General features: G+C 35.7%; 25 protein-coding genes and 3 tRNA genes. 16 read left to right on the plus strand and 12 right to left on the minus strand.

The window, feature by feature from the left end:
• Positions 1–30: 30 nt before the first annotated feature.
• The 5 genes from lnt to MY04_RS18275 form a co-directional block, all read right to left on the minus strand.
• On the minus strand, positions 31–1,653 hold the full coding sequence (gene lnt / locus MY04_RS18255) for an apolipoprotein N-acyltransferase (protein ID WP_066212051.1): 1,623 nt from the start codon (positions 1,651–1,653) through the stop codon (positions 31–33).
• Positions 1,650–2,375, minus strand: a complete 726-nt coding sequence (rsmI, locus tag MY04_RS18260) for a 16S rRNA (cytidine(1402)-2'-O)-methyltransferase (protein ID WP_066212052.1) — start codon at positions 2,373–2,375, stop codon at positions 1,650–1,652. The genes lnt and rsmI overlap by 4 nt, the downstream gene beginning before the upstream one ends.
• A gap of 291 nt (positions 2,376–2,666) precedes the next feature.
• A complete protein-coding gene (locus MY04_RS18265) occupies positions 2,667–3,638 on the minus strand; it encodes an AAA family ATPase (RefSeq protein WP_066212054.1) in 972 nt (323 codons plus the stop codon).
• A gap of 351 nt (positions 3,639–3,989) precedes the next feature.
• Positions 3,990–4,136: a hypothetical protein gene (locus tag MY04_RS18270; RefSeq protein WP_158297766.1), complete on the minus strand. Its 147-nt coding sequence runs from the start codon at positions 4,134–4,136 to the stop codon at positions 3,990–3,992.
• 165 nt (positions 4,137–4,301) lie between these two features.
• A complete protein-coding gene (locus tag MY04_RS18275; RefSeq protein WP_066212056.1) occupies positions 4,302–5,534 on the minus strand; it encodes a hypothetical protein in 1,233 nt (410 codons plus the stop codon).
• 390 nt (positions 5,535–5,924) lie between these two features.
• On the opposite strand from MY04_RS18275, the gene MY04_RS18280 reads away from it, so the two are divergent.
• From MY04_RS18280 to MY04_RS18290, 3 genes are read left to right on the plus strand one after another with little or no spacing between them, the layout of a single operon-like run.
• Positions 5,925–7,139 (plus strand): hypothetical protein, encoded by a 1,215-nt coding sequence (locus tag MY04_RS18280; protein ID WP_066212058.1) that lies wholly within the window; start codon positions 5,925–5,927, stop codon positions 7,137–7,139.
• Position 7,140: 1 nt separating this feature from the next.
• Positions 7,141–7,692 carry a condensin complex protein MksE gene (locus MY04_RS18285; protein ID WP_066212060.1) on the plus strand — a complete coding sequence of 184 codons (552 nt, stop codon included), beginning with the start codon at positions 7,141–7,143 and terminating at the stop codon, positions 7,690–7,692.
• Positions 7,689–11,408: an ATP-binding protein gene (locus MY04_RS18290; RefSeq protein WP_066212062.1), complete on the plus strand. Its 3,720-nt coding sequence runs from the start codon at positions 7,689–7,691 to the stop codon at positions 11,406–11,408. Before MY04_RS18285 ends, MY04_RS18290 begins: the two co-directional genes overlap by 4 nt.
• Before the next feature lie 42 nt (positions 11,409–11,450).
• On the opposite strand, the gene MY04_RS18295 is transcribed toward MY04_RS18290, so the two are convergent.
• The 6 genes from MY04_RS18295 to MY04_RS18320 all read right to left on the minus strand — a co-directional run bounded on the left by MY04_RS18295 (position 11,451) and on the right by MY04_RS18320 (position 13,392).
• A complete protein-coding gene (locus MY04_RS18295) occupies positions 11,451–11,660 on the minus strand; it encodes a helix-turn-helix transcriptional regulator (RefSeq protein ID WP_066212063.1) in 210 nt (69 codons plus the stop codon).
• A complete protein-coding gene (locus MY04_RS18300) occupies positions 11,653–12,138 on the minus strand; it encodes a hypothetical protein (protein WP_066212064.1) in 486 nt (161 codons plus the stop codon). The genes MY04_RS18295 and MY04_RS18300 overlap by 8 nt, the downstream gene beginning before the upstream one ends.
• A gap of 186 nt (positions 12,139–12,324) precedes the next feature.
• Positions 12,325–12,397, minus strand: a tRNA-Phe gene (locus MY04_RS18305).
• A 37-nt stretch (positions 12,398–12,434) separates the two neighbouring features.
• A tRNA-Phe gene (locus MY04_RS18310) sits at positions 12,435–12,507 on the minus strand.
• Between the two features lie 39 nt (positions 12,508–12,546).
• Positions 12,547–12,619, minus strand: a tRNA-Phe gene (locus MY04_RS18315).
• Between the two features lie 134 nt (positions 12,620–12,753).
• Positions 12,754–13,392: a SprT-like domain-containing protein gene (locus MY04_RS18320; protein WP_066212066.1), complete on the minus strand. Its 639-nt coding sequence runs from the start codon at positions 13,390–13,392 to the stop codon at positions 12,754–12,756.
• Positions 13,393–13,483: 91 nt separating this feature from the next.
• Between MY04_RS18320 and mazG the strand changes: the two genes are divergently transcribed.
• Together mazG and MY04_RS18330 are read left to right on the plus strand one after the other, a co-directional pair.
• Positions 13,484–14,323, plus strand: a complete 840-nt coding sequence (gene mazG / locus MY04_RS18325) for a nucleoside triphosphate pyrophosphohydrolase (protein ID WP_205960484.1) — start codon at positions 13,484–13,486, stop codon at positions 14,321–14,323.
• 102 nt (positions 14,324–14,425) lie between these two features.
• The gene (locus tag MY04_RS18330; RefSeq protein ID WP_158297767.1) at positions 14,426–14,593 is read left to right on the plus strand and encodes a hypothetical protein; all 168 of its coding nucleotides are present in this window, start codon (positions 14,426–14,428) and stop codon (positions 14,591–14,593) included.
• A gap of 37 nt (positions 14,594–14,630) precedes the next feature.
• Here MY04_RS18330 and sdaAA read toward each other — a convergent pair whose 3' ends face one another.
• Positions 14,631–15,533 (minus strand): L-serine ammonia-lyase, iron-sulfur-dependent, subunit alpha, encoded by a 903-nt coding sequence (sdaAA, locus tag MY04_RS18335; protein ID WP_066212068.1) that lies wholly within the window; start codon positions 15,531–15,533, stop codon positions 14,631–14,633.
• 82 nt (positions 15,534–15,615) lie between these two features.
• On the opposite strand from sdaAA, the gene MY04_RS18340 reads away from it, so the two are divergent.
• The 11 genes from MY04_RS18340 to rpsH all read left to right on the plus strand — a co-directional run bounded on the left by MY04_RS18340 (position 15,616) and on the right by rpsH (position 21,887).
• Positions 15,616–16,098 (plus strand): NADH-quinone oxidoreductase subunit A, encoded by a 483-nt coding sequence (locus tag MY04_RS18340; protein WP_066212070.1) that lies wholly within the window; start codon positions 15,616–15,618, stop codon positions 16,096–16,098.
• Positions 16,099–16,102: 4 nt separating this feature from the next.
• On the plus strand, positions 16,103–17,473 hold the full coding sequence (locus MY04_RS18345) for a choice-of-anchor Q domain-containing protein (RefSeq protein ID WP_066212072.1): 1,371 nt from the start codon (positions 16,103–16,105) through the stop codon (positions 17,471–17,473).
• A gap of 2 nt (positions 17,474–17,475) precedes the next feature.
• Positions 17,476–18,360: an SdiA-regulated domain-containing protein gene (locus tag MY04_RS18350; protein WP_158297768.1), complete on the plus strand. Its 885-nt coding sequence runs from the start codon at positions 17,476–17,478 to the stop codon at positions 18,358–18,360.
• A gap of 422 nt (positions 18,361–18,782) precedes the next feature.
• Positions 18,783–19,208, plus strand: coding sequence for a 50S ribosomal protein L16 (gene rplP, locus MY04_RS18355; protein ID WP_066212076.1), 426 nt, complete (start codon positions 18,783–18,785; stop codon positions 19,206–19,208).
• A gap of 8 nt (positions 19,209–19,216) precedes the next feature.
• Complete coding sequence (gene rpmC / locus MY04_RS18360; protein WP_066212077.1) at positions 19,217–19,549, plus strand: 50S ribosomal protein L29; 333 nt, start codon at positions 19,217–19,219, stop codon at positions 19,547–19,549.
• 21 nt (positions 19,550–19,570) lie between these two features.
• Positions 19,571–19,825 (plus strand): 30S ribosomal protein S17, encoded by a 255-nt coding sequence (gene rpsQ / locus MY04_RS18365; RefSeq protein WP_066212079.1) that lies wholly within the window; start codon positions 19,571–19,573, stop codon positions 19,823–19,825.
• 75 nt (positions 19,826–19,900) lie between these two features.
• Positions 19,901–20,269, plus strand: coding sequence for a 50S ribosomal protein L14 (gene rplN / locus MY04_RS18370; RefSeq protein WP_066212081.1), 369 nt, complete (start codon positions 19,901–19,903; stop codon positions 20,267–20,269).
• A 5-nt stretch (positions 20,270–20,274) separates the two neighbouring features.
• Positions 20,275–20,598, plus strand: a complete 324-nt coding sequence (rplX, locus tag MY04_RS18375; protein ID WP_066212088.1) for a 50S ribosomal protein L24 — start codon at positions 20,275–20,277, stop codon at positions 20,596–20,598.
• Positions 20,598–21,146, plus strand: a complete 549-nt coding sequence (rplE, locus tag MY04_RS18380) for a 50S ribosomal protein L5 (protein WP_066212090.1) — start codon at positions 20,598–20,600, stop codon at positions 21,144–21,146. Before rplX ends, rplE begins: the two co-directional genes overlap by 1 nt.
• A gap of 15 nt (positions 21,147–21,161) precedes the next feature.
• A complete protein-coding gene (gene rpsN, locus MY04_RS18385; RefSeq protein ID WP_044203093.1) occupies positions 21,162–21,431 on the plus strand; it encodes a 30S ribosomal protein S14 in 270 nt (89 codons plus the stop codon).
• A 57-nt stretch (positions 21,432–21,488) separates the two neighbouring features.
• Positions 21,489–21,887, plus strand: coding sequence for a 30S ribosomal protein S8 (rpsH, locus tag MY04_RS18390; RefSeq protein WP_066213438.1), 399 nt, complete (start codon positions 21,489–21,491; stop codon positions 21,885–21,887).
• Positions 21,888–21,930 lie beyond the last annotated feature (43 nt).

Here is a 21,930-nt window from a genome sequence, read left to right on the forward strand (position 1 = left end):
GAATTAGACTCCTCTAGTGGTTGTAAACCATTATAATTTATTCGATTTATTTCTTACAAAACCAATGACCAACATAGTTACCGCCAATACACTAGCAATACGAGCTACAAAATCTCCATATTCAGAATAGATAGTCATTTTTTTGTTGATATGAACGTTTCCTTTTTCAGCACCCATTTCGCCATAAGCGATAGGGTCAAGAATATCTCCTCTTTGATTGATGAAACAAGATATACCTGTATTTGCCGAACGAGCGATACTTTTTCTAGTTTCTATTGCTCTAAGTGATGAAAACGCAAGGTGTTGAGTATGTCCAGGAGTGTCATTCCACCAACCATCGTTCGTAATGACAGTTAAGAAGTCAGCACCATTTTGAATATATTCAGTCACATACTCACCATAAACAGATTCGTAACAGATAATCGGACCAACATTAATAGCTCCATTGTTAAATACATCTCTATCCTCTTGCCTTCCTAATCCTCCAGAACTTCCTCCGAAGTTTAAGATGATAGGTTTTAAGATTTCAGGGAATGGTATAGTTTCTACACCAATGACCAATTGAGATTTATGATAGAATTCCAAAGAATCTTTTTGATGAAAACGGATGCCAGTGTTGAATACATCATAGTAACCAATTCTCTCAGAATGACGGGCAGTTTCTGATTCAGGCGTTTCACCGTAAATTTTATAAGTATCCGCTCCAGTAACCAAAGTAGCATTTGGATACTTCTGCATCATTTTATTGACCAACTGTACCTCACCCGAAGCATCAGGATGTTTCTCATCGATACTCTGACTAATGGATGTTTCAGGCCAAAAGATAAATTTAGTATTTGGAGTAATTTCTTTTTCCGTCAACTCAATCATGCGAGCGACTTGCTTTCTTGGAGAGATATAGGTCTTTGTATTTTGTTCTCCTGTTCTAGCATTGTATCTGAACTTCTCAGAATAACAGTCAATATTAGGTTGTACAACAACTGTTTCGATCTCAGTACCTTCTTCCTCATAGGTGTAATACAAGTATAGTGAGAAGGTGATAGGTATCGTTAAATAGAAGAAAATAGAAACTATTTTTCTACCACTGACCATAAAACTGAAGAAGTAGATATTCAGCATTAATATCCAAAGTGTACCACCAAAAGCACCTGTATATTCATACCATTGAGCCAGTTTTGGAGTGTAGCTTAATACATTTCCAATGTTTAACCAAGGCCATGAGAAATCCCAATGCATATGTAAATACTCAAAAGCGATCATCCAACAAACAAAGTCTAGATGGAAGTATTTTCCTTTCGATATTTTTCTAGTATGATGATAAGCCAATACAGGCAATGCCATTAAAGCTGCATTTGCTCCCCATGCACCAAAAGTAGCCCAAGCAGAAGCATACCATAGCCACCAGTAAGCAGTAACATTAAAAATAAATAAGGTGATGAAAGAGAAGAAATATACTTTCCACCCTTTGTACTTTTTATCGCTAATGCTAATTACCCTTTCAATTTCCAACAAAGGAACATAGCCAATAAATACAAGCGGCAAAGCACCATGCCACGATAATCCCAAGAAAAGGCCGCTAATTAATGCCATTAGCCATAAATACCATTTCTTAGAAGAGTTTGCTTGAATGAAGTCGTAGATTAATTTTCTCATGCTTCGTCTTTGTATTTGTACTTATTTCCTTTTGGTTTCTTTTCAATTTTCTTTCCTTCAACCACTACAACGATTTCTCCTTTTGGCGGTACTTCCGAATAATGTTGAGCCAATTCCTCTAAAGTTCCTCTTTTGGTATCTTCATGAAGTTTAGATAATTCTCTAGATATAGAGGCCTTTCTATCAGGTTCCCATGCACTAGACAATTGTTCTAAAAACTTTACCAATCGGTGAGGAGATTCATAAAAAATCATGGTACGTTGTTCCTCCGCTAACTCTTGAATTTTAGTCTGACGCCCTTTCTTGTGTGGAAGGAAACCTTCAAAAGTAAAACGATCCGCAGGTAAACCAGAGTTGACTAATGCAGGTACAAATGCAGTCGCCCCGGGTAAAGTCTCTACACGGATATCAGCTTCTCCACATGCTCTTACTAACATATAGCCAGGATCTGATATTACCGGAGTTCCAGCATCAGAAACTAAGGCGATTTTCTCTCCACTTTTTAATCTTTTGATCAAGCCTTCTACCGTTTTATGCTCGTTAAAAGCATGATGACTTTGCAGGTTACTTTTGATCTCAAAGTGTTTTAAAAGTTTACCAGTGTTTCTAGTGTCTTCAGCTAGAATGGTATCGACCTCATTAAGAATTCTCAATGCTCTAGCCGTAATATCTTCTAAGTTACCAATCGGAGTGGGAACGATGTATAATGTAGTTTCTTCCATAATATTTTAACAGTATGTAAAAATAGAAAGAATTAAGCTGTTATACATTTGAAATTGGGAAAAGTTATATTATTATTTTTTTGACTAATCAAGGCAGAATTGAAGAGCATAGCAAAGCTACGTGATGAAATTCTAACGCTGAGTAGTCAAAAAAAGAAGGTTTAAAACTTCTAATTTTGATTGTATAATAGCTTAGTTAATGTTGACATAAAAAATGCCACCTCAAAAAAATGAAGTGGCATAAAATGTATTCTATTTGAGCATGTTAACCTTAGCTCAAAGATTTGTTCACTACTTTGAAATTTTTACTTTATTCAAAATAGAATCAATAATCTGTTTCGTAGAGATATTGTCTGCTTCCGCCTCATAGTTTAAGATGATACGGTGGTTCAATACATCATAAGCAATCTCTTTAATATCTTCTGGAAGAACATAATCTCTACCATCGAAGAAGGCAATTGCTTTAGCTGCTCTATGCAGGTTGATCGATGCACGAGGAGAAACACCAAACTGAATATATTGTGCTTCTTCTTGTAAACCGTACTCATTAGGGAAACGAGTAGCGAAAATCAAATCAATAATATATTGTTCTAAGCTTTCGTTTACTTTCACATCATTGATAGCGTCACGAATAGCGAAAATATCATCTTTAGAAAGGATAGATCTTACAGAATCATCAAACGATTGGTTCGACATTCTTCTCATCACTTCCAACTCATCCTCTTTACGAGGGTAGTTGATGTACACTTTCAACATAAAACGGTCGACTTGTGCTTCAGGAAGTGGATAAGTACCTTCTTGTTCAACTGGGTTTTGAGTAGCCAATACCAAGAATGGACGATCCAATTTGTAAGTCGTCTCACCAATAGTTACTTGCTTCTCTTGCATTGCCTCAAGAAGTGCAGCTTGTACTTTGGCAGGAGAACGGTTCACCTCATCCGCTAATACTAGGTTAGAGAAAACAGGACCTTTCTTTACCTCAAACTTACCTTCTCTTTGGTTGTAAATCATAGTACCAACTAAATCAGATGGAAGCAAGTCAGGGGTAAACTGAATACGTTGGAAATCTAAGTCCAATACATTAGAAAGTGTATTTACTGTTAATGTTTTTGCCAAACCAGGAACACCCTCTAATAAAACGTGGCCATTAGTAAATAGACCTATCAATAAACGATTGACCATATAATCTTGGCCAACTACTACTTTTCCTACTTCTGAAATTACCTCATGAATTTTGTCATGAAGAACTTTATGATCTGTCATATGATTACAAAAACGTTTGTTTTCTTCTTTATCAATTGTGTATAGTACGCAATTTACATGATGTGTTCAATAATTATTGATAATCAAAACATACTAAAGAATTTTTAACTTTTACTAACATAGAACAATCCATAATAGGCCTAAAAACAAAAAAGTGCCAAGTTGTATCTCGGCACTTTTAATATCGAACTTCATTTTTTTCTCTAAATAAGAAGCTCGAACGAGGTTGGTTTGCTTTTAGTTATTTAATTGATAATTAATGCGGTTGTGTTTTGATTGTGTTGTTAACCTATTTTTATATGTAATTTAATTGTTAGTCCAATTCATTTCAATTCATACTTTATTTTCATCTCATTCCATTGTTGATAAGTTGTTAACCTCTTGAGGAGGAGTTGTTTGTTGTTTCTGCTCCTTACCATTCACGTTGCTATTTGATAACCCTAGTAATATCACCACGATTAATAGAACAAAAATGGCATATAATTTATGTGATTTCATTCCGTTTTTGGCATTAATTAATTTTCTTAATACAAATATGGGTAGAAAATACACTTCTGTAGCTGATGCTTGTTAATACTAAAAGATGATTGTTGTCAATAAATGCAAAAAACCTCCAATAACTGTAAATTATTAGAGGTTTTGTTGTGTTCAACCGGGTGCGGATTAATTTAATTTTCCCAAGCCATTGATCACGCCATCACCGTTTTCGAAAATGGTTTGTACACTTCCATCTACTTTGATGTTTGATAATACAGATTTACCGTTATGTTGACTAGTACCCCAAACTACACTTTCACCAAGAGTATTTGTACTAATGATATGAGGGTTGATATCAGTCAATTGATTTAAATATTGAGGAGAGTAATCGTTAATATTAATCTTCACAATTCTTCCTCTACCTAATGTATTAATACCACCAACTAATAAATGGTCTAAAGATTTATCAGCAGTTCTAAAATTAACTATTTGATAATCCTCTAAAGATGTAATTAAAATCTCTCTGCTTTCATCATCGTTCACCAATTCGTAAATTTCATTACAACCAATGCCAAGGATTTTATTCTCATATTTAAATAAACCATTCAAACCACAAGACAGAACAAAATTATTATTACCATAAGGAAGAACGTCTAAAGTTTCTGTGTTTACTAAGTAAACTGCAGTTTCCTTGTCGCTGGCATCTGGAGTGTAGTAGAACAACTCGTTTTCTTTTAGTCCAGGCCAAACAAGGGTTACACCAATTCTTTCAACAGCATCAATTTTTCTAGACGAACCATTGTGTACCGTGTATAAGTGAACTTCTACTTTATTACCCACATTGGCTGTGTACAAGATGTTACCTTTTGGATCGGCAGTAATTTTCATGATATCACCATCATGTGCTGTTTGAATATGATTTTCGATTAATTCTGATGCTCCATCAGAAATACTAAAAGAGTAGATTTTATGATCATTTCCTAAATAGATAATACCTCTAGAAGTTTCAATAAACTGATCTGTAAAGAACTTATAGTGGTTGATCGGTCTGGCATTCTCCATTAAGAAAGCATTGCCATTACGAGAATCAATGATATAGTTTTCAACACCTTGAAAACTTAAAAACTGGAATTTCTCATTGATTTTAAATACCTCATCGGGGTAATACTTAGGAGAGGTAGGATCACCAAAGTTATTGATGTATTCTACAGTGTCGATTTCATTATCATTCTTTACTTTGTAAAGTGTTCTGTTAAGACCACCCGTGACATGGTTTGGCCCAATAAAAATACTCGATGCATAGCTTAAATCGATACTTTTAAGAACTTCTTGTGGGGAATAATGTTCATCGTTTTTTGAACATGCAACCGTTAAGATTAGTATCGCAATGATGCTTGATAGATTAGTTTGTAATTTCATTTTTTTGATAAATTGTTGGTTATAGTTTTCAATTATTCAGTCAATTTTATTACCGACTGCAACTGAATAACACTTAAGGGACGAGATAACCCCTACTCATAGTTTTATTATTTATCGTAAAAATGAGGCTTTTAACATCTTATATAATAAAGTGTTTTTCTTTGTTATCAAACCTTGCGCTCGTTTAACAAAAAACGCTTAGATTTAATTAATTATAATAAATGTTTGAACGTGTATCAGATAGTAAGTTTGGAATAAAAATAAACTACTTCATTTTTTATATAAGAGAAGTGAAAAAACTCTTCAATTACTTGCAAAAAATGGATCAAAATCATTACTTATAAAGTTCTAGTTGATGAGCTATTCATCATGATAATAAACCAACGATAAGTGGCAGATATACAAACAGCTGATGAATTAATACGCGAACTTTACAGGCATCGAAAAGTGATCAACCATCTCTTTAAGAGGAAAAGTGCATCTTTTGATGAACTCACTGAGATCGCAGACGGTAAAGAGAAAGAAATTCTTCAAGCCAAAGCAAGAGGAATGATTTCTTTACAAGAAGGGGAGCCTGCCCGTTTGGAAGAACGCTTATTAAATTTTGTCGAGGATTTCCTGGAAATCAACGAAGATATTAGAAACTATGAGGTCGATGAATCCATTAGGATTCTGAAAAAGAACATTTACCTCTACGAAATAGATGAAGATAGTCGAGAAAGAGAACGCTACCTTCACCGTATCAAAAGATATTTGATGAGTATCGGTAGAGTAATTCGTAAGAATGCCGGTACGCTGAACAACTTGGTGAAGCAGGAATACAAAACTGCCTCATCGATTGAGTTGAAGAGAGTCAAAATTGAGGACCATAACGAACAAGCCGAGAAACTGCTTGGATTGATCAAGAACGCGGAAGAACTTTTAGAAAATGCATTTTTTAGAGTAGTTCCTGATGAAGGACTTCGTATGATCGTCAATGAACTGAAAGGTACTCACCTAACAATGGCAAGACATAACCTGATTGCCTTGAGACAGGAGATTGTAAGGTTCATTAATCAGATCGCAGAACTTGATCGTCAACACAAGAAAATTATCCAACTTAAAAAGTTGAGAGATCTTTATGAATTGGAAGTTAGAACGAATGTGGAAGAAGTTTTCGCTCACGAAAACGCTTTATTCTTCGATACTCAGCTTCGTTTCCAAACACATTTGGATCTAGAATATTTAAGAGGGGACGACGGTTTGGATATCATCGAAAGAGTAGCTTTAAGAAGACAGCATAAAATTAGAATGCAGCTTCAAGCAGAATTGGATATCGATGGCGATTTATTGGATCCTCAACAGCAAACGATGCTTCACGTCGATTTCGCGAAACTGAAAAGAGCCTTCTTCCTTCAAGACAACGATCTACTTTCTTTTGTAAAGTCTTATGATTTTGGAGAAAAAATGGACGAAGATCAGTTGATCAAAATCTATTGTCAGGTGGCCTTGATTTTTGAGGACGAGATGGATTTCGGCTTAGCAGAAAATCCATTTGATCCTGCCCGACAAGTAGAAGAGAACGGAAAACAGTTTGCTTTTATCCGACCAAAAGAAAAAAAATAACATGAATATAGATCATACAAGTACCAGAAGAGTATTTGAATTATTGAGTAGAGGGCAGTTTTTAAGTGCCAATGCCATTAAGCCAGATATTCGAAAATTGTACGACCAAGTAGACGAGTATTTTAGTGGTTTCGAAAGTGTTTACGCACCGCTAGGATTTCATTTAAAGAAAGGAAATAATTATTACTACTTCTCCAGAGAAGGTGGTCGTCAGACGATTGAGGAGAAGATCGAACGTTTTTATAAATACATCGATCGCTTGGCTTTTTTCGCCACATTCGCCCCAGGGTTTGGTGAGGGTATGAGGTTTTACATCAAAGATATTGTGCATAAATGCAATGTGGAGACTGACCTTAACGATCAACTGCAGCGATTATCATCAGATAAAAGCATTTCGACTCACGACAAAGTGAGAGATCTAGTAGAAGAAATGAGAAGACAGGGTTTTATGGATTGTGAGGACGATGAAAACGAAGGCTTCATTGTTTTATCATCTTATAACTACCTAAAAGATATTGTCGATTTAATTGATATTGATCCAACCAACGAATGAATACAACAGTAACACCAAAAAGATATTTGAACAAGCTTGTACTTATTAAAAGTGCAGGTTTTGATTATGCAGAAGTTGATCTTGGTGGAAATATTCACTTTGTAGGATCAAATGGCTTTGGTAAAACGACAGTGCTTCGTGCCGTGTTGTTTTTCTATCATGCCACTTCGGAGAAAAGAGAATTGGGCATTAAAGAACAGCAGATGTCATTCTCTGAATATTATTTCCAAGACTTGAATGCTCGTCTGATTTACGAAATCGTGACTCCTAGAGGAAAGCATTGTTTGATGGTGTATAAATCGGGTGGACGTCTTCGTTTCAGATTTATTGATGCTGCTTACGATAAAGATTATTTTATCCGAGATCGTAAAGCATGTAGTCATGATGAGGTCCTGGAAAACGTGACTGAAAAGTCAGTTGGCTTCTCTGACGAGATCAGAAGATTTGCTGATTTAAGAAAGGTGATTTATGGAGTGAGTCGCTATAATGCACAGTTTAGCCTACTGAAACCATCTGTAGGTGTGAAAAGTCAACATACAGACGGCATTCCTAAAGCGATCACAAATATTTTCCGTTCGTCTGGATTGAAATCGGATTATATCAAAAGAGCCATTGCAGAAGCCGCATCAGCCGACTTCGAAATGCAACCTATCTCTTTAGAAACAATCGCCAATTTTATTCATGAATTCGACGATCAGTTAACCGATTTTGAAGACTTCGAAAAGAATAAAGCAGGAGCAGAGGAAATCGTTTCTTTAGAAGCAGAGATCAATCAGCAACTGAATTACCAAAAACGTTTGGCACATCAAATTGGTGGTGGCGTAGCATTAGCTCAGAAACATTTGGCAGATAGCGAGCGACTTCTTGCAGAAATGCAGGAGGAAGAAAATACTATGAAAGCTAAATACGAAAAGGCTGAAAATACATATCAAACAAAAACGGGGGAGGTAAATCAAGAACTTGGGGAGACGAAAGCGACACTCAAGGAAATTGAAAGGAGAGAAAAGGAATATCAGTCGATTTCTATTGATGGAACAGCTTACACTGTTGATCAATTATTGGAATTGAGCACGGAAGGTCCTCGATTGAATGATCAGTTGGCTTATCAACAAGAGGTAAAACAAATGTTGGTGGCTAAAACAGTAGAGGTTGAGCATTTGATAGAAGAACAGAAGAAATCTCTTCTATCGAAATATTCTACAAGAAAAAACGAGTTCAACGAGGAGAAGCAACAGCAAAGAGAACAGTTGCATGCTCAGAAGGACAAGTTTACTTCAGAAAAACAACAAGCTTTAGAAGAGCTTCGAAATAAATATTTTGCTCAGGAAGAGGAGTTGAGAAACGAATTGGATGAAGCTAAAGAGATTAGAACAAGAGCATCTGTAGCTTTAGAAATGGAAAAGGAGAAAGATTTTTCGAAGTCTTTATTGATGGAAAGTAATACCAAAAGGGTAAAACTTTCTCAAGAAATTTCTAATCTAAAGCACAACATTTCTGAAACGGAACACGATATCGCGAATACCAAAGAGCGTAAGCGCTTGGAGGAGCAGATTATCCGTAAAGAAGCGATGAGTCAGCAAGCCGAGTTGGAAAGACAAGTCACTTTAATTTCTGATGAGGTAGAAGAATGGAAAGTACGTCAGGAGAACTATGAAGGTACATTGAGAGCCTTTTTAGATCAGAATAAATCCGATTGGGCAGAAACAATTGGTAAGGTCTGTGACGAGAATCTATTATCAAGAAAAGACTTGAATCCTCAGATAGTAGACGGTTCTTCTTTTTATGGAATCGATTTGGATACCTCTTCTTTAGTGGCTCAGGTGACGGCAACAGATCACATTGCTTCCACATTGGAGCAAAAGAAAAATCAGCTGAAATCGGCCAAAGAAAATTTGAATGATTTAGATTCAATTGTAGATCAAAAAGTAGCCAAGTTATTAGAATCATCGTCGAAGAAACTTTCTAGATTAGAGCAGAAGCTTTCGGAGTTTAATCAAAAACTCGAAGAATTTGAAGGTGATCTTCAAAAAGCGAGAGAGCAAGAAACATCTATCATCAGCAAAGCGGATGAAATGAAAGAAGACGCACTTGTTGAGTTGAGAAGAAAGCTTCGTATTGCATCAGAAAATTGCGAATTGATAGAGGGTAAATTATCAGACTTAAAAGATGATAAGTGGTCGAGAGAAAGAGAAACATCTGATGTATTTAATAACAAAATCAATACTGTAGTTTCAGAAATTGAAGCCAATATTGCTACGCTTGAAAAGGAGTGGTCGGCTTACCAAAACGATCATGATAAGCGATTAAGACAGTTGGAAGAAGAACGTAAAGGTCTTCTTGAAGAAAAAGGTATTGATACGGGTAAACTTGATGAGGTAGAAGAGGAAATCCAAATGTTGATCAAAAAGCTGAAGCAAGTTGAGCAGGCACAAATGATCAAAAGGGATTATGAGAAAGATAAAGTTTACTATTTAGATAAAGCGGAGGAAATCAGAAATCAGCTTAAACATCAAGAAAAAGAAATTGAGAAACTAAAAGCAGCTTACGATCAAGCTGTGGAGGAATACGAAGAACAACTCAATCATCTTGATGATAAGCGAGACAATTACCGTCGAACAAAAGATCAGTCAAATCATCTTTTAAAGCAATATAAAGCGGCAAGAGAGGAAGACGAACAAGCTTACGAACGTTTAAAGAAATATTTAGACGAAGGAGCAGATGCAGTAAATGAGGCGGAGATTAATGACTCTGATTTATCATTTTTACTGACAGAATTGAGAAAGTCTTTAAAAGAAAGAGGACGTTTAACTTCATCTTTTAAATCGAAGGGACAAATTTTTACGGGAGTTTTCAGAAAAGACAATCACTTAAAAATCCCAACGCTTTATGCACAGTCTTCACTTCAGGAATTCACTTATTTGGCCAAAAATATTCTTCCAAGCCTATTGGATGGAGAACGTTTGGATCACATGAGGGATCAGCTAGAGAAGCAGCACAGAGAAATTATTAGTTCAGTGGCACGTCAGGTGAAGGATTTATCTGATACTTCAGACTTGATTAAAAAAATTGTAAGAGAGATTAATAATAGCTTCGCAAGAAGTAATTTCGTAGGTGTAGTTAAATCCATTGAATTGGAATACAACGAGAACAATACACCTTTACTGACCACTTTAAAGAAGATTTATCGACTAAATGAGGATGTCTCATTCTCAGATCAAGGAGATATCTTTAAAGTGAATGTGAATGCAAGTGCTAAAGATTCACGTCAGTCTGTACAATTGTTGAAAGACCTGAGAAGAGTGATCCGAGATCACAATCAGAAACAAATTACTTTGGAAGATACATTTATGTTGAGATTCCGAGTAATCGAAAATAATAATGATACAGGTTGGGTGGAGAAGTTATCGAATGTAGGTTCTGAGGGTACCGACGTACTGGTGAAATCCATGATTTACATTACGCTACTAACGGTATTCCAAGAGAATGCTTACAAAGAGCAGAACGATTACTTTGTACACTGTGTAATTGATGAGGTAGGTAAATTATCCGATCGATATTTACGAGATCTGATTCATTATACTTCCTCTAAAAATATCCGATTAATCTTCGGTTCACCAAACGAAAACGATCCATCGATATACGATCATGTATTGAAGCTGGAAAGAAGTAGTAAAACCAACAAAGCCAGCGTGGTGAAGTTGGTGAGTGAGATGTAAAAAAAAACCTCCTATTAGTAATACCAATAGGAGGTTTTTTATTTATTTTTCCCAGTCAACTTCCTCTAATTCAAAAAGTTCATTCACTGGCATATCAAATATTTTGGACAATTTTAAAGCAAGAACAGTTGAGGGAATATATTTCCCTTTTTCCATTGCATTTATGGTTTGTCTACTCACCCTCGCTTCTTTAGCTAAGTCAGCTTGAGTGATATTTTTTCTAGCTCTTTCTACTTTTATCAGATTACGCATTCTCTAAACTTTTCTTAGCTCTATATAATGACCAATGAAATTTTATGATATAAATAAATAATGAGGTGAACATATTTAATATGAGCACATTCAAAAAGGCAAAATCATAAAATAAAAATATGCAAGGCAACAAAATGATATAGTTGACTAAAATTGAAAATGTGAGTGCATCTGATTTTAATTGAAGTATAAATTCATCTTCTTCTTTTTCTCGCGAAAGTAGTATGAATAATCCTCCTATAATTAGTATGAAGGCAGCAAACTCGTCTTGTAGATTCTGATGTTCATTTACAAGAACAAATAACTTTTCATTTTCACCATCGATAAAAGGGATATTCACCAGTGCAAAATACTTTTCGACATCAAAAAAGCCGAAAGTAAAATCAAAGAATAGATACAATACCCCAAGTACTGAACCGATGGATAGCAAGACCCAACCTGGTGTCTTGAATTTGTTTGATAAATGAGATGATTTCATGTTAATTCTATTTAGGTGTAAATAATATTTGTCTAAATGTAAAACAAACTTTACATAAAGTCAAATATATATGATATAAAATAGAAAACCCCATGACCTCGAAAAGGCATGGGGTTTTATTGTAATCTCACCTACAATATCTTTTTGACAAAAAAAAGACTCACAAAAATGCGAGTCTTTCTGTTGTGGTGTTGGGCGGATTCGAACCGCCGACACACGGATTTTCAGTCCGATGCTCTACCAACTGAGCTACAACACCGGGAAACAGTTTATAGTCTTGTTTATCCTTAGACTTGTGGTGTTGGGCGGATTCGAACCGCCGACACACGGATTTTCAGTCCGATGCTCTACCAACTGAGCTACAACACCGGGAAACATATTTATAGTCTTGTTTAACCTTAGACTTTGTGGTGTTGGGCGGATTCGAACCGCCGACACACGGATTTTCAGTCCGATGCTCTACCAACTGAGCTACAACACCCTCCTGCTTCAGTGACCGTTTTTGTTTAAAGCGATGCAAAAGTGCGTAAAAAAGTTCGTTATGCCAAACTTTATGTAGAATATTCTACTAAAAATATCTCAAATAAATTTTAATTCGATTTGAAGAGTTTTTGATTAAACCAAGCTAACTTTAGCTAAGGAATTGATTCTAAATTGCTTTCCTGTCGATTTCTCGGTACACAGGTAATACTTCCTTAATTTTTTATTTCTGATAAAAATTCCATGATTTTCTAAAATAAAGGTATCGCCATCGTTTAAATCATCTAGAAAAAGAGTTTCATTTTCATTTTCTTCCTCTTTATCGTACTTCATCAAAGCCTTTTTTAGTTGTACATCATTACCACTTGAGGCCGATGGTTTCTTTCGATGTCTAGTAACGGCTTCAATTAAATCCTCCGGAAATACATTATGATTCAATAAAAGTTGAAGAAAGTTACCAAATTGTTGTTTCCATTCTTTACCGTGTGGTGCCACTTTATTTTGAAATTGATCCCAAACAACCAAATGAGCTACTTCATGAGCAAAAGTGATTGCAAACTGATAGGGGTTTAAACTATGGTTGATACTAATTTTATGTCCATATCCTCTTTGAGGAGGTCTATAGTCACCTAATCGCGTTTTCCTTTCCTTGGTAATCTTTACATGAATCTTATAATGTAAAATCCAATCAGCAAAAATTATGGCTGCTTGTTTAGGAGTGTATTTCGATAAACTATCAACAATGTCCTGATGGGAAACATTATTTTTACTCATACTTCAATAGAATTATAGAAATTCAACTTTCTTGATTATCCTTGCAATAGTAGTTAAAAAAAAGAAATCAACTCATTTAAATATCAAAAAGATGCAAGGCGATATAAATATAAAAGATGAAAGGTTAAGAGCATTCAAAAGGTTATTGGATATCATGGATGATTTACGAGAAAAATGTCCATGGGATAGAAAACAAACTTTAGAATCACTCCGTCATTTAACCATAGAAGAAGTATATGAACTTTCAGATGCCATTCTTGATAAAGACATGGAGGAAATCAAGAAGGAATTAGGAGACGTGATGCTTCACTTAGTTTTTTATGCAAAAATAGGGTCTGAGACCAATAATTTCGCTATTGATGATGTATTGAATAGTATTTGTGAAAAGTTAATTGTTCGTCATCCACATATTTATGGAGATGTTGATGTAAATGATGCTGATGAGGTGGCTCGTAATTGGGAATTAATCAAATTGAAAGAAAAAGGCGATAAACCCAAAAGAGTGCTAGGAGGTGTTCCTAAATCATTACCCGCAATTGTGAAAGCATTGAGAATTCAAGAGAAATCTGCGGGAGTTGGTTTTGAATGGGATAATAAAGAAGATGTTTGGAAGAAAGTTCAAGAAGAAATTCAAGAATTGGAAGTTGAAGTAAAAGCAAATGATCAAGGAGAAGATAATTTGGACAAAATAGAAGATGAGTTTGGAGATGTGATGTTCTCTATGATCAATTATGCTCGTTTTCTTAAGGTCAATCCTTCTGATGCACTGGAAAGAACGAACAAGAAATTTATATCAAGATTTAATTACATAGAAGATAAAATGAAGGAAGATGGACTGTCTTTCGATGAAGCATCTTTAGAGCAGATGGATAAATATTGGGAAGAAAGTAAAAAAAATAAAAAAAGTTTCTTCTTTTTTGTCACATCTTGAAAAGTAATTGTCTACTAAATACGAATCGTTGAACGATTCATACGTGAAGTGAATACTTATTCGACATTCTCAATCAATTGTTCGTAAATTATTTAGAATATTATGGTTACTTTCAGTTTTAAGAAAAAAAATACAGCCGCATTAGCTGCAAAATATAAGAATTATGCAGACCAATTCGAGACAGCTTTAAAAAACTTAGAGTTGTTTACTGAAGAGGAAAAGGAAAGAAATAGAGTAGAATTGGCAAAAAAATTCCAAGGCTACGTATAAACAGAGAGTATCTAAATGATACTCCCTGTTTTTTATTTTATTCTTCCGAAGAATCGATAATATCGATATCGGAGATCAATACTTTTTTAGATATCATCTTAGCAGTTGGTGTAGCTGCTAGACCTCCTAAGGCCGTTTCTTTGTAACGGTCCTCCATGCTTTGCCCTACTTCTCCCATTGCGTCTACACATTCATCCACAGGGATTACACCACTTACATTGGCTAATGCAATTTGAGCTGAAGAATTAGCAATAGCAGCAGCACTTGCATTTCTAACCACACAAGGTACCTCAACCAATCCAGCGACAGGATCACAAACCAATCCGAGCATACACTGTGCAGTAATCGCTACAGCATTGAATATCATATCAATGTTTCCTCCTAAACAATAAGTAATTGCCCCAGCAGCCATTGCAGCAGCTGTTCCTGTTTCAGCTTGACAACCGCCTACAGCTCCAGCGATACCCGATTTTTTTTCCATTATCAAAGCAATTCCTGCTGAGACCAATAGAGCGTTATGCAATGTGTCATCATCCAATTGATGAAGATCTTGAAGCGTAACCAATACTCCAGGTAGAATACCAGATGCTCCTGCAGTAGGTGCGGCAACTACTCTTCCCATACAAGAATTTACTTCTTTTGCAGCAAGTGCCCTTGAGATGAGAACTTTAAATTCTTCTGACAAAACATTGATTGGAGAATTGAAAACTTTTTTTCCACCGTTTTCAATCATGCCTGATCTAGAGGTCATATCCTCGTTTAAACCTGTCTTGACAGCATCCTTCATGACATCGAAGGCTTGCTTTAAGGCTAATTTAATTTCTTCCTTAGTGCGTTCTTTTTCTCTCACTTCATAATCCAAAACAGGTTGATGAAGGGATACTTTTTTCTTTTCACAGAACTCTTTCCATTCAGAAAATGATTCAAAAAGTACGGCCATGTTATGATAGTGTTTATATGGTTAGTATTTTTATCGAAATTTTTACAAAAGAAACAATTACAGTTCATATTTCATAGATAGTATGGGTAATCAAATGCTAACAGACTTCGGTAACATTACATTATTTATAATTGTTGCTATTATTTTCGCCTTAGGAGGGTTGTTTACTGCATTTCTAGTTAGACCAAGAAGACCAAATGAAGAAAAATTAACGACCTACGAAAGTGGGGAGGATCCATTAGGTACAGCTTGGGGTAATTTTAATATACGGTTTTACGTTGTGGCATTAATATTTCTATTATTCGAAGTAGAGATATTGTTTTTATTTCCTTGGGCAACAGTTTTTGGAGATGCAGAAAAAATCAAACAAACTGATGGTATGTGGGGTTGGTTTGCATTATTCGAAATTGTCGTGTTTGTTGGAATATTGATTTTAGGTTTAGCTTATGTGTGGAAAAAAGGTTTCTTAGATTGGATAAAACCATCAAAAGTACAGCCTATAGAAGAGAATAATAATTTCGATTCTTCACCATACAAGGATTTCAATAAGAAATATATAAATTAGTAGCTTGAAAACACTTAGCTTTTATACAGGAATCATTCTATTACTCCTTGTGAGTTGTACTCCAGATGATGAGGTAATCAGTACGGATCCTTCTTTTCAACTTCAATTTTCAGTAGATACAGTATATTTTGATACTTTGTTTACTACGAAAGAAGATGAAGGGATAGATATGCGAAGTGTTACCCAGCGTTTTATGGTGTACAATAACTCAGAAAATGCAGTCAATATTTCAGAAATCTCATTAAATGATCCTAATTCTGTTTATTCTATGTTGATAAACGGGCAAAATGAAGATATTATCAATAATACTTTATTGAGAGGTGGAGATAGTATGTTAGTCTTGACTGAAGCTAATGTACCTTATCAAAATGCTGATGATATACGAGAATTGAATGGCCAAATTTCTTTTTTTACCAATGGAAACAGACAAGCTATACAATTAAATGCCTATGCAGAGGATCCGTTTTATGTTTCAGGGGGACCAATTTTAGTAGGTGATGTAGTATGGGAAAAAGGAAGACCATATGTTATCACTGATTCCTTATATATATCACAAAATGCGAGTTTAACGGCTAATGCCGGAACAAGAATAGTTTTTGATAACGGAGCAAAGCTTTTGATTAGTGGCTCGTTACAGTTAATGGGAACATCTCAAGATACGATAAGGTTAGAAAGTATTCGATTGGATGGGCAATATGAAAATGCTCCCGGTCAATGGGATGGACTCTTCTTTGATTCCTTAAGTCATGATAATAAAATCCATGGTACTTTAATTAAAAATGCTAGAGTTGGTGTTTTGATGTATCATAATGATAACGATGATATTATCGACTTGGATATAGAAGGTTCAACAATTCAAAATATGTCTCAAGTAGGAGTAGCAATAACTAATTCTGATGTAAGAATAGTTAATACTATCATTAGTCATACGATCTCTTATGCCTATGCTCATGCAGGAGGAGGCAAATGTGATTTTTACTATAATACAATTGTAAATTCAAATACGGGCTTCTTTAGGGAAGACCCATCTGTAGCATTCGAAAGTACAAATGAAGTTATACAGTTAAACTTAGTAAATAATATAATTTGGGGTAATTTATCAAATGAATTAGTAGTTACAGAAGGTGTTAATTTTAATAGTATTACAAATAATATATTGAAAACATCAAGTGATCAGTTTGACCCCGAAACCAATTTAATAAATATAGATCCATATTTCAGATATCCATTTACCTATAATTTTGACTTAGCAGATGATAGTCCGGCTCGAGGAGCAGGAATTGATGTAAACGGTATAACTGTTGATCAAAGAGGAGAGAATAGAACATCACCACCAGATATAGGTGCTTTGCAATGGATTCCAGAGGAAGAATAAAAATGAGAACGATACATTACATACTATTAATAGTTCAACTAACAGTTTATAGTAATTCTATTTTTGCACAGAAAATTAAGCAACTTGAATTTTTAGAAATCAAACAGTTGGAGAATTATCAAGGACGTTTTGACTTAAGTGGTATTTCAAAAAAAGAGAAAGAAATTGTTGTTGTAGCAGATAAATACGAAAATAACTTTATTTATTCTTTACATCAAAAAGATAATTCTTTTGAGGTAAAGGCATCTTACAAATTAGATATTCCAGGGAAAATAGATCTTGAAGGAATTTCTGTTTATAAAAATAAAGCTTACCTGATAAATGAAGCTGATAATGAGGTGTATGTCTATGATTTTGATAAGAAATCGACAAATAAATTACCTATAGATTGGAGTAGTTTGTCCTTACCTAGAACGGAGTGGCTGAAAAATACTGGTTTTGAGGGAGTTGCTGTAGATGGAAAAGCAGGATTACTTTATTTAGCAAAAGAAAGACAACCTTCATTTATTATCGTAGTAGATTTGAATACCAATAAAATTGTTAGAGAATTTACTTTAAAAAGAAATTGCAGCAAAGACATATCAGATATGTATCTTTATAAGGGTGATTTATTTATTCTAGAAAGGAATGCTAGATGTATTGCTCAATACGATTTGGAGAAAAATAAAATTGTACAACATTATTCTTATGAAAAGTCTGTAGTCACAAATAAGCAAAAGCTATTTGAACCAGAAAAATATGGAATGGCAGAAGCTTTAATGATTGTTGATGATGAAATATGGATTGGTTACGATAATAATGGTGTAAAAGTCTCAGATGAGGCCAAATTACGGTACGGAATAAAGGGTGATAAGCCGGTATTGCTAAAATTTAAATTTGATTTTTAGTTTTTGACCTTCAATAAGTTAGTTTTAAAACTATTTATTAAAGGAATCATAATCAAATAAACAAACTCTTTACAGATGCAGTACATTTGTATAGAATTAAGGAAAGAAACGAAATTGTATTTCTATTTCGTCCCAACCAAATTCAACAAACATAAAGTTAAGATTGTGAAGGATATTAAATTTTGATATTTTTTTTGCTAACTACTTGTTTTACAAAAAAAAGTGTCATACTTTTGCAGTCCAAACCTCGGGAAACTACGTTCATTAGACATGAGCGAAAGTCCTAATGATTTTAAGATAGATATATACATTCTGTTTATTTAAAAGAATTTAGCTAACTCAAGCTCAAGTTCTCCGAGATGTTTGTGCACTAGACATAAGATATCGCAGGAAGTACCTGCGTGGTAAATAACAGAATAACAATGTTACAGCCAAAGAGAGTCAAGTTCAGAAAGAGACAAAAAGAAAGAAGTAGAAGCCATGGCATCGCTCAACGCGGTCATAGCATTTCTTTTGGTAGCTTCGGTCTGAAGGCACTTGAAGGAGGTTGGATCACAGCTCGTCAAATCGAAGCATCACGTATTGCGATGACTCGTGCGATGAAACGTGAAGGTCAGGTATGGATTCGTATCTTCCCTGACAAGCCAGTTACTTCAAAGCCAGCCGAGGTACGTATGGGTAAGGGTAAAGGTGCCCCTGCTTATTGGGTTGCTCCAGTGAAAGCCGGAACAATCTTGTTCGAATCTGATGGAGTATCAATCGAGAGAGCACAGGAGTCAATGAGATTGGCTGCGCAGAAGCTCCCAATCAAAGTGAAGTTTGTGGTCAGACCAGACTACGTAGGATAATCTGAGAGATGAAAACAAAAGAGTTAAAGGATCAGGTGAAAGGCTTGTCTTCGGAAGAGCTTGCAGAGAACATCAAAACTTCTCAAAAGCAATTAGAAGATCTTGCTTATGCTCATGCAGTATCACCACTAGAGAACCCAATGCAATTGAAAACACTTAAAAAGCAAGTTGCTCGTCTTAAGACTGAGTTGCACGCTAGAGTAACAGTTGAATTGGAGGAAAAGGTTAAAGCTGATAACGTAACTCGTGAGTCTATCTCAGAGTTCTTGCAAAAGTCAACGTTTTTAGCGCCTGTAAACAAGAAGATGGTTTTAAGAGCTATCGAGAAAGTTAACAACTAAGATACCTGATAGAAGAAGATCATGGAAAGAAACTTCAGAAAGCAGCGTCAAGGAGTAGTAGTGAGCGACAAAATGGACAAGTCTATTACAGTGCAAGTGGAAACACGTCAAAAGCACCCAATGTACGGTAAGTACATTAAGAAGACTAAGAAGTTTATGGCGCATGATGAAACTAACACTGCAGGTATCGGAGATACCGTTAGAATTATGGAGACGCGCCCATTGAGCGCGCGTAAGCGTTGGAGATTGGTGGAGGTAGTAGAAAAAGCGAAGTAATTCGTTCTTCTATCCATCTTCAAAATTTAATCATTTTACAATCACCAAGTAAAGAATCCTTATTAGGATAGGAAAATGATACAACAGGAATCAAGACTGTCAGTAGCAGATAACTCAGGCGCAAAAGAGGTACTATGTATCCGCGTGTTGGGTGGTACAAAAAAGCGTTACGCTTCTGTAGGCGACAAAATCGTCGTTTCTGTGAAGTCAGCGATCCCTTCTTCAAATGTTAAGAAAGGGACTGTATCTAGAGCGGTTGTTGTAAGAACTAAAAAAGAAGTTCGTAGAAAGGACGGTTCTTACATTCGTTTCGAAGACAATGCAGCAGTTCTATTGAACGCGCAAGACGAGCCAAGAGGTACTCGTATCTTCGGACCAGTCGCAAGAGAGCTTCGTGAGAAGCAATTTATGAAAATCGTTTCGTTAGCACCTGAGGTACTCTAAGAGTTATGAATAGAAAATTCCATATCAAAAAAGGCGACAAAGTAACAATAATCTCTGGCGAAAATAAAGGCAAAGAGGGAGTTGTACTTACAGTTGACCGTGAGAAGGAGCGTGCCATCGTTGAAGGTGTGAATATGGTTACTAAACACGTTAAACCTACGGCTGAAAAGCCAGAAGGTGGTGTTAAGCAAATGGAAGCACCAATTCACGTTTCAAACATTAAGTTGATCGACCCAGAATCGGGTAACGCTACTCGCGTAGGTCGTAAGCTTGACGAAAACGGTAAGTTGAAAAGATATTCTAAGAACACTGGAAAATTTATCGACTAATGGCTACAGCGACAAGATTAAAGGACAAATACCAAGAGGAAATCGTTCCAGCATTAAAGGAACGTTTCAGCTACAAGTCTGTAATGCAAGTTCCAAAATTGGAAAAAATTATCATCAACAGAGGTGTTGGTGAAGCAGTTGCAGATAAAAAACTTGTAGACATCGCAGTAGAAGAATTATCTACTATTGCAGGTCAGAAAGCAGTACCTACGATGTCTAAGAAATCAATCTCAAACTTCAAATTACGTGAAGATATGCCAATTGGCGCTCGTGTAACGTTAAGAGGTGACAGAATGTATCAATTCTTAGATCGTTTGATTACTATTGCTATTCCTCGTGAGCGTGACTTCCAAGGTATCAAAGATAAATTGGATGGTCGTGGTAACTATACTTTAGGTGTAAAAGAGCAAATCATCTTCCCAGAGATCAAACTTGATCAAGTAAAGAAGGTGACTGGTATGGACATTACGTTCACTACCTCTGCTAATACAGATGAGGAAGCTTACGAGCTTCTGAAATTATTTGGAATGCCTTTTAAGAAAAAATAGTAAACACGAGAAACTATGGCAAGAGAAGCAATAAAAGCTAGAGAGCGCAAGCGCGAAAGATTAGTTGCAAAATATGCAGCAAAGCGCAAAGCGTTAAAAGAAGCAGGTGACTGGGAAGGACTTGATGCTCTTCCAAAGAACTCTTCACCGGTTCGTTTACACAATCGTTGTAAATTAACTGGACGTCCGAAAGGTTACATGCGTAAGTTTGGTATTTCACGTGTTACATTCCGTGAAATGGCATCAGCAGGTAAAATCCCAGGCGTTACAAAATCGAGCTGGTAATTTTAATTTAGGAACCTACGGCACAGAGTGCTGTAAAAATATTTGCAAGCAATGGCAATGACAGATCCTATAGCGGACTACCTTACGAGACTTAGAAACGCGATTAGCGCTAACAAGCGTATCGTAGAAGTACCTGCTTCAAACATTAAGAAGCAGATGACTAAGGTGCTGCATGACAAAGGCTTCGTTCAAGGCTACAAGTTCGAGGATGGTGTGAACACTCAAGGTGTGATTAAGATCGCATTGAAGTATCATCCAGTGACTAAGCAACCTGCGGTTGTTGATTTGGAACGTGTATCACGTCCAGGTCTACGTAAGTATGCTAGCGCTAAGAACATGCCACGTGTACTTAATGGTTTAGGTATCGCAATCCTTTCAACTTCGAAAGGTGTGATGACTGACAAAGAAGCACGTGAACAAAATGTAGGTGGCGAAGTACTTTGCTACGTATACTAATAAAATATTAGTACAATACTTTAATATAACGGCTGACCGCTTC

The organism is Flammeovirga sp. MY04, from assembly GCF_001682195.2.
Taxonomy (GTDB): Bacteria; Bacteroidota; Bacteroidia; order Cytophagales; family Flammeovirgaceae; genus Flammeovirga; species Flammeovirga yaeyamensis.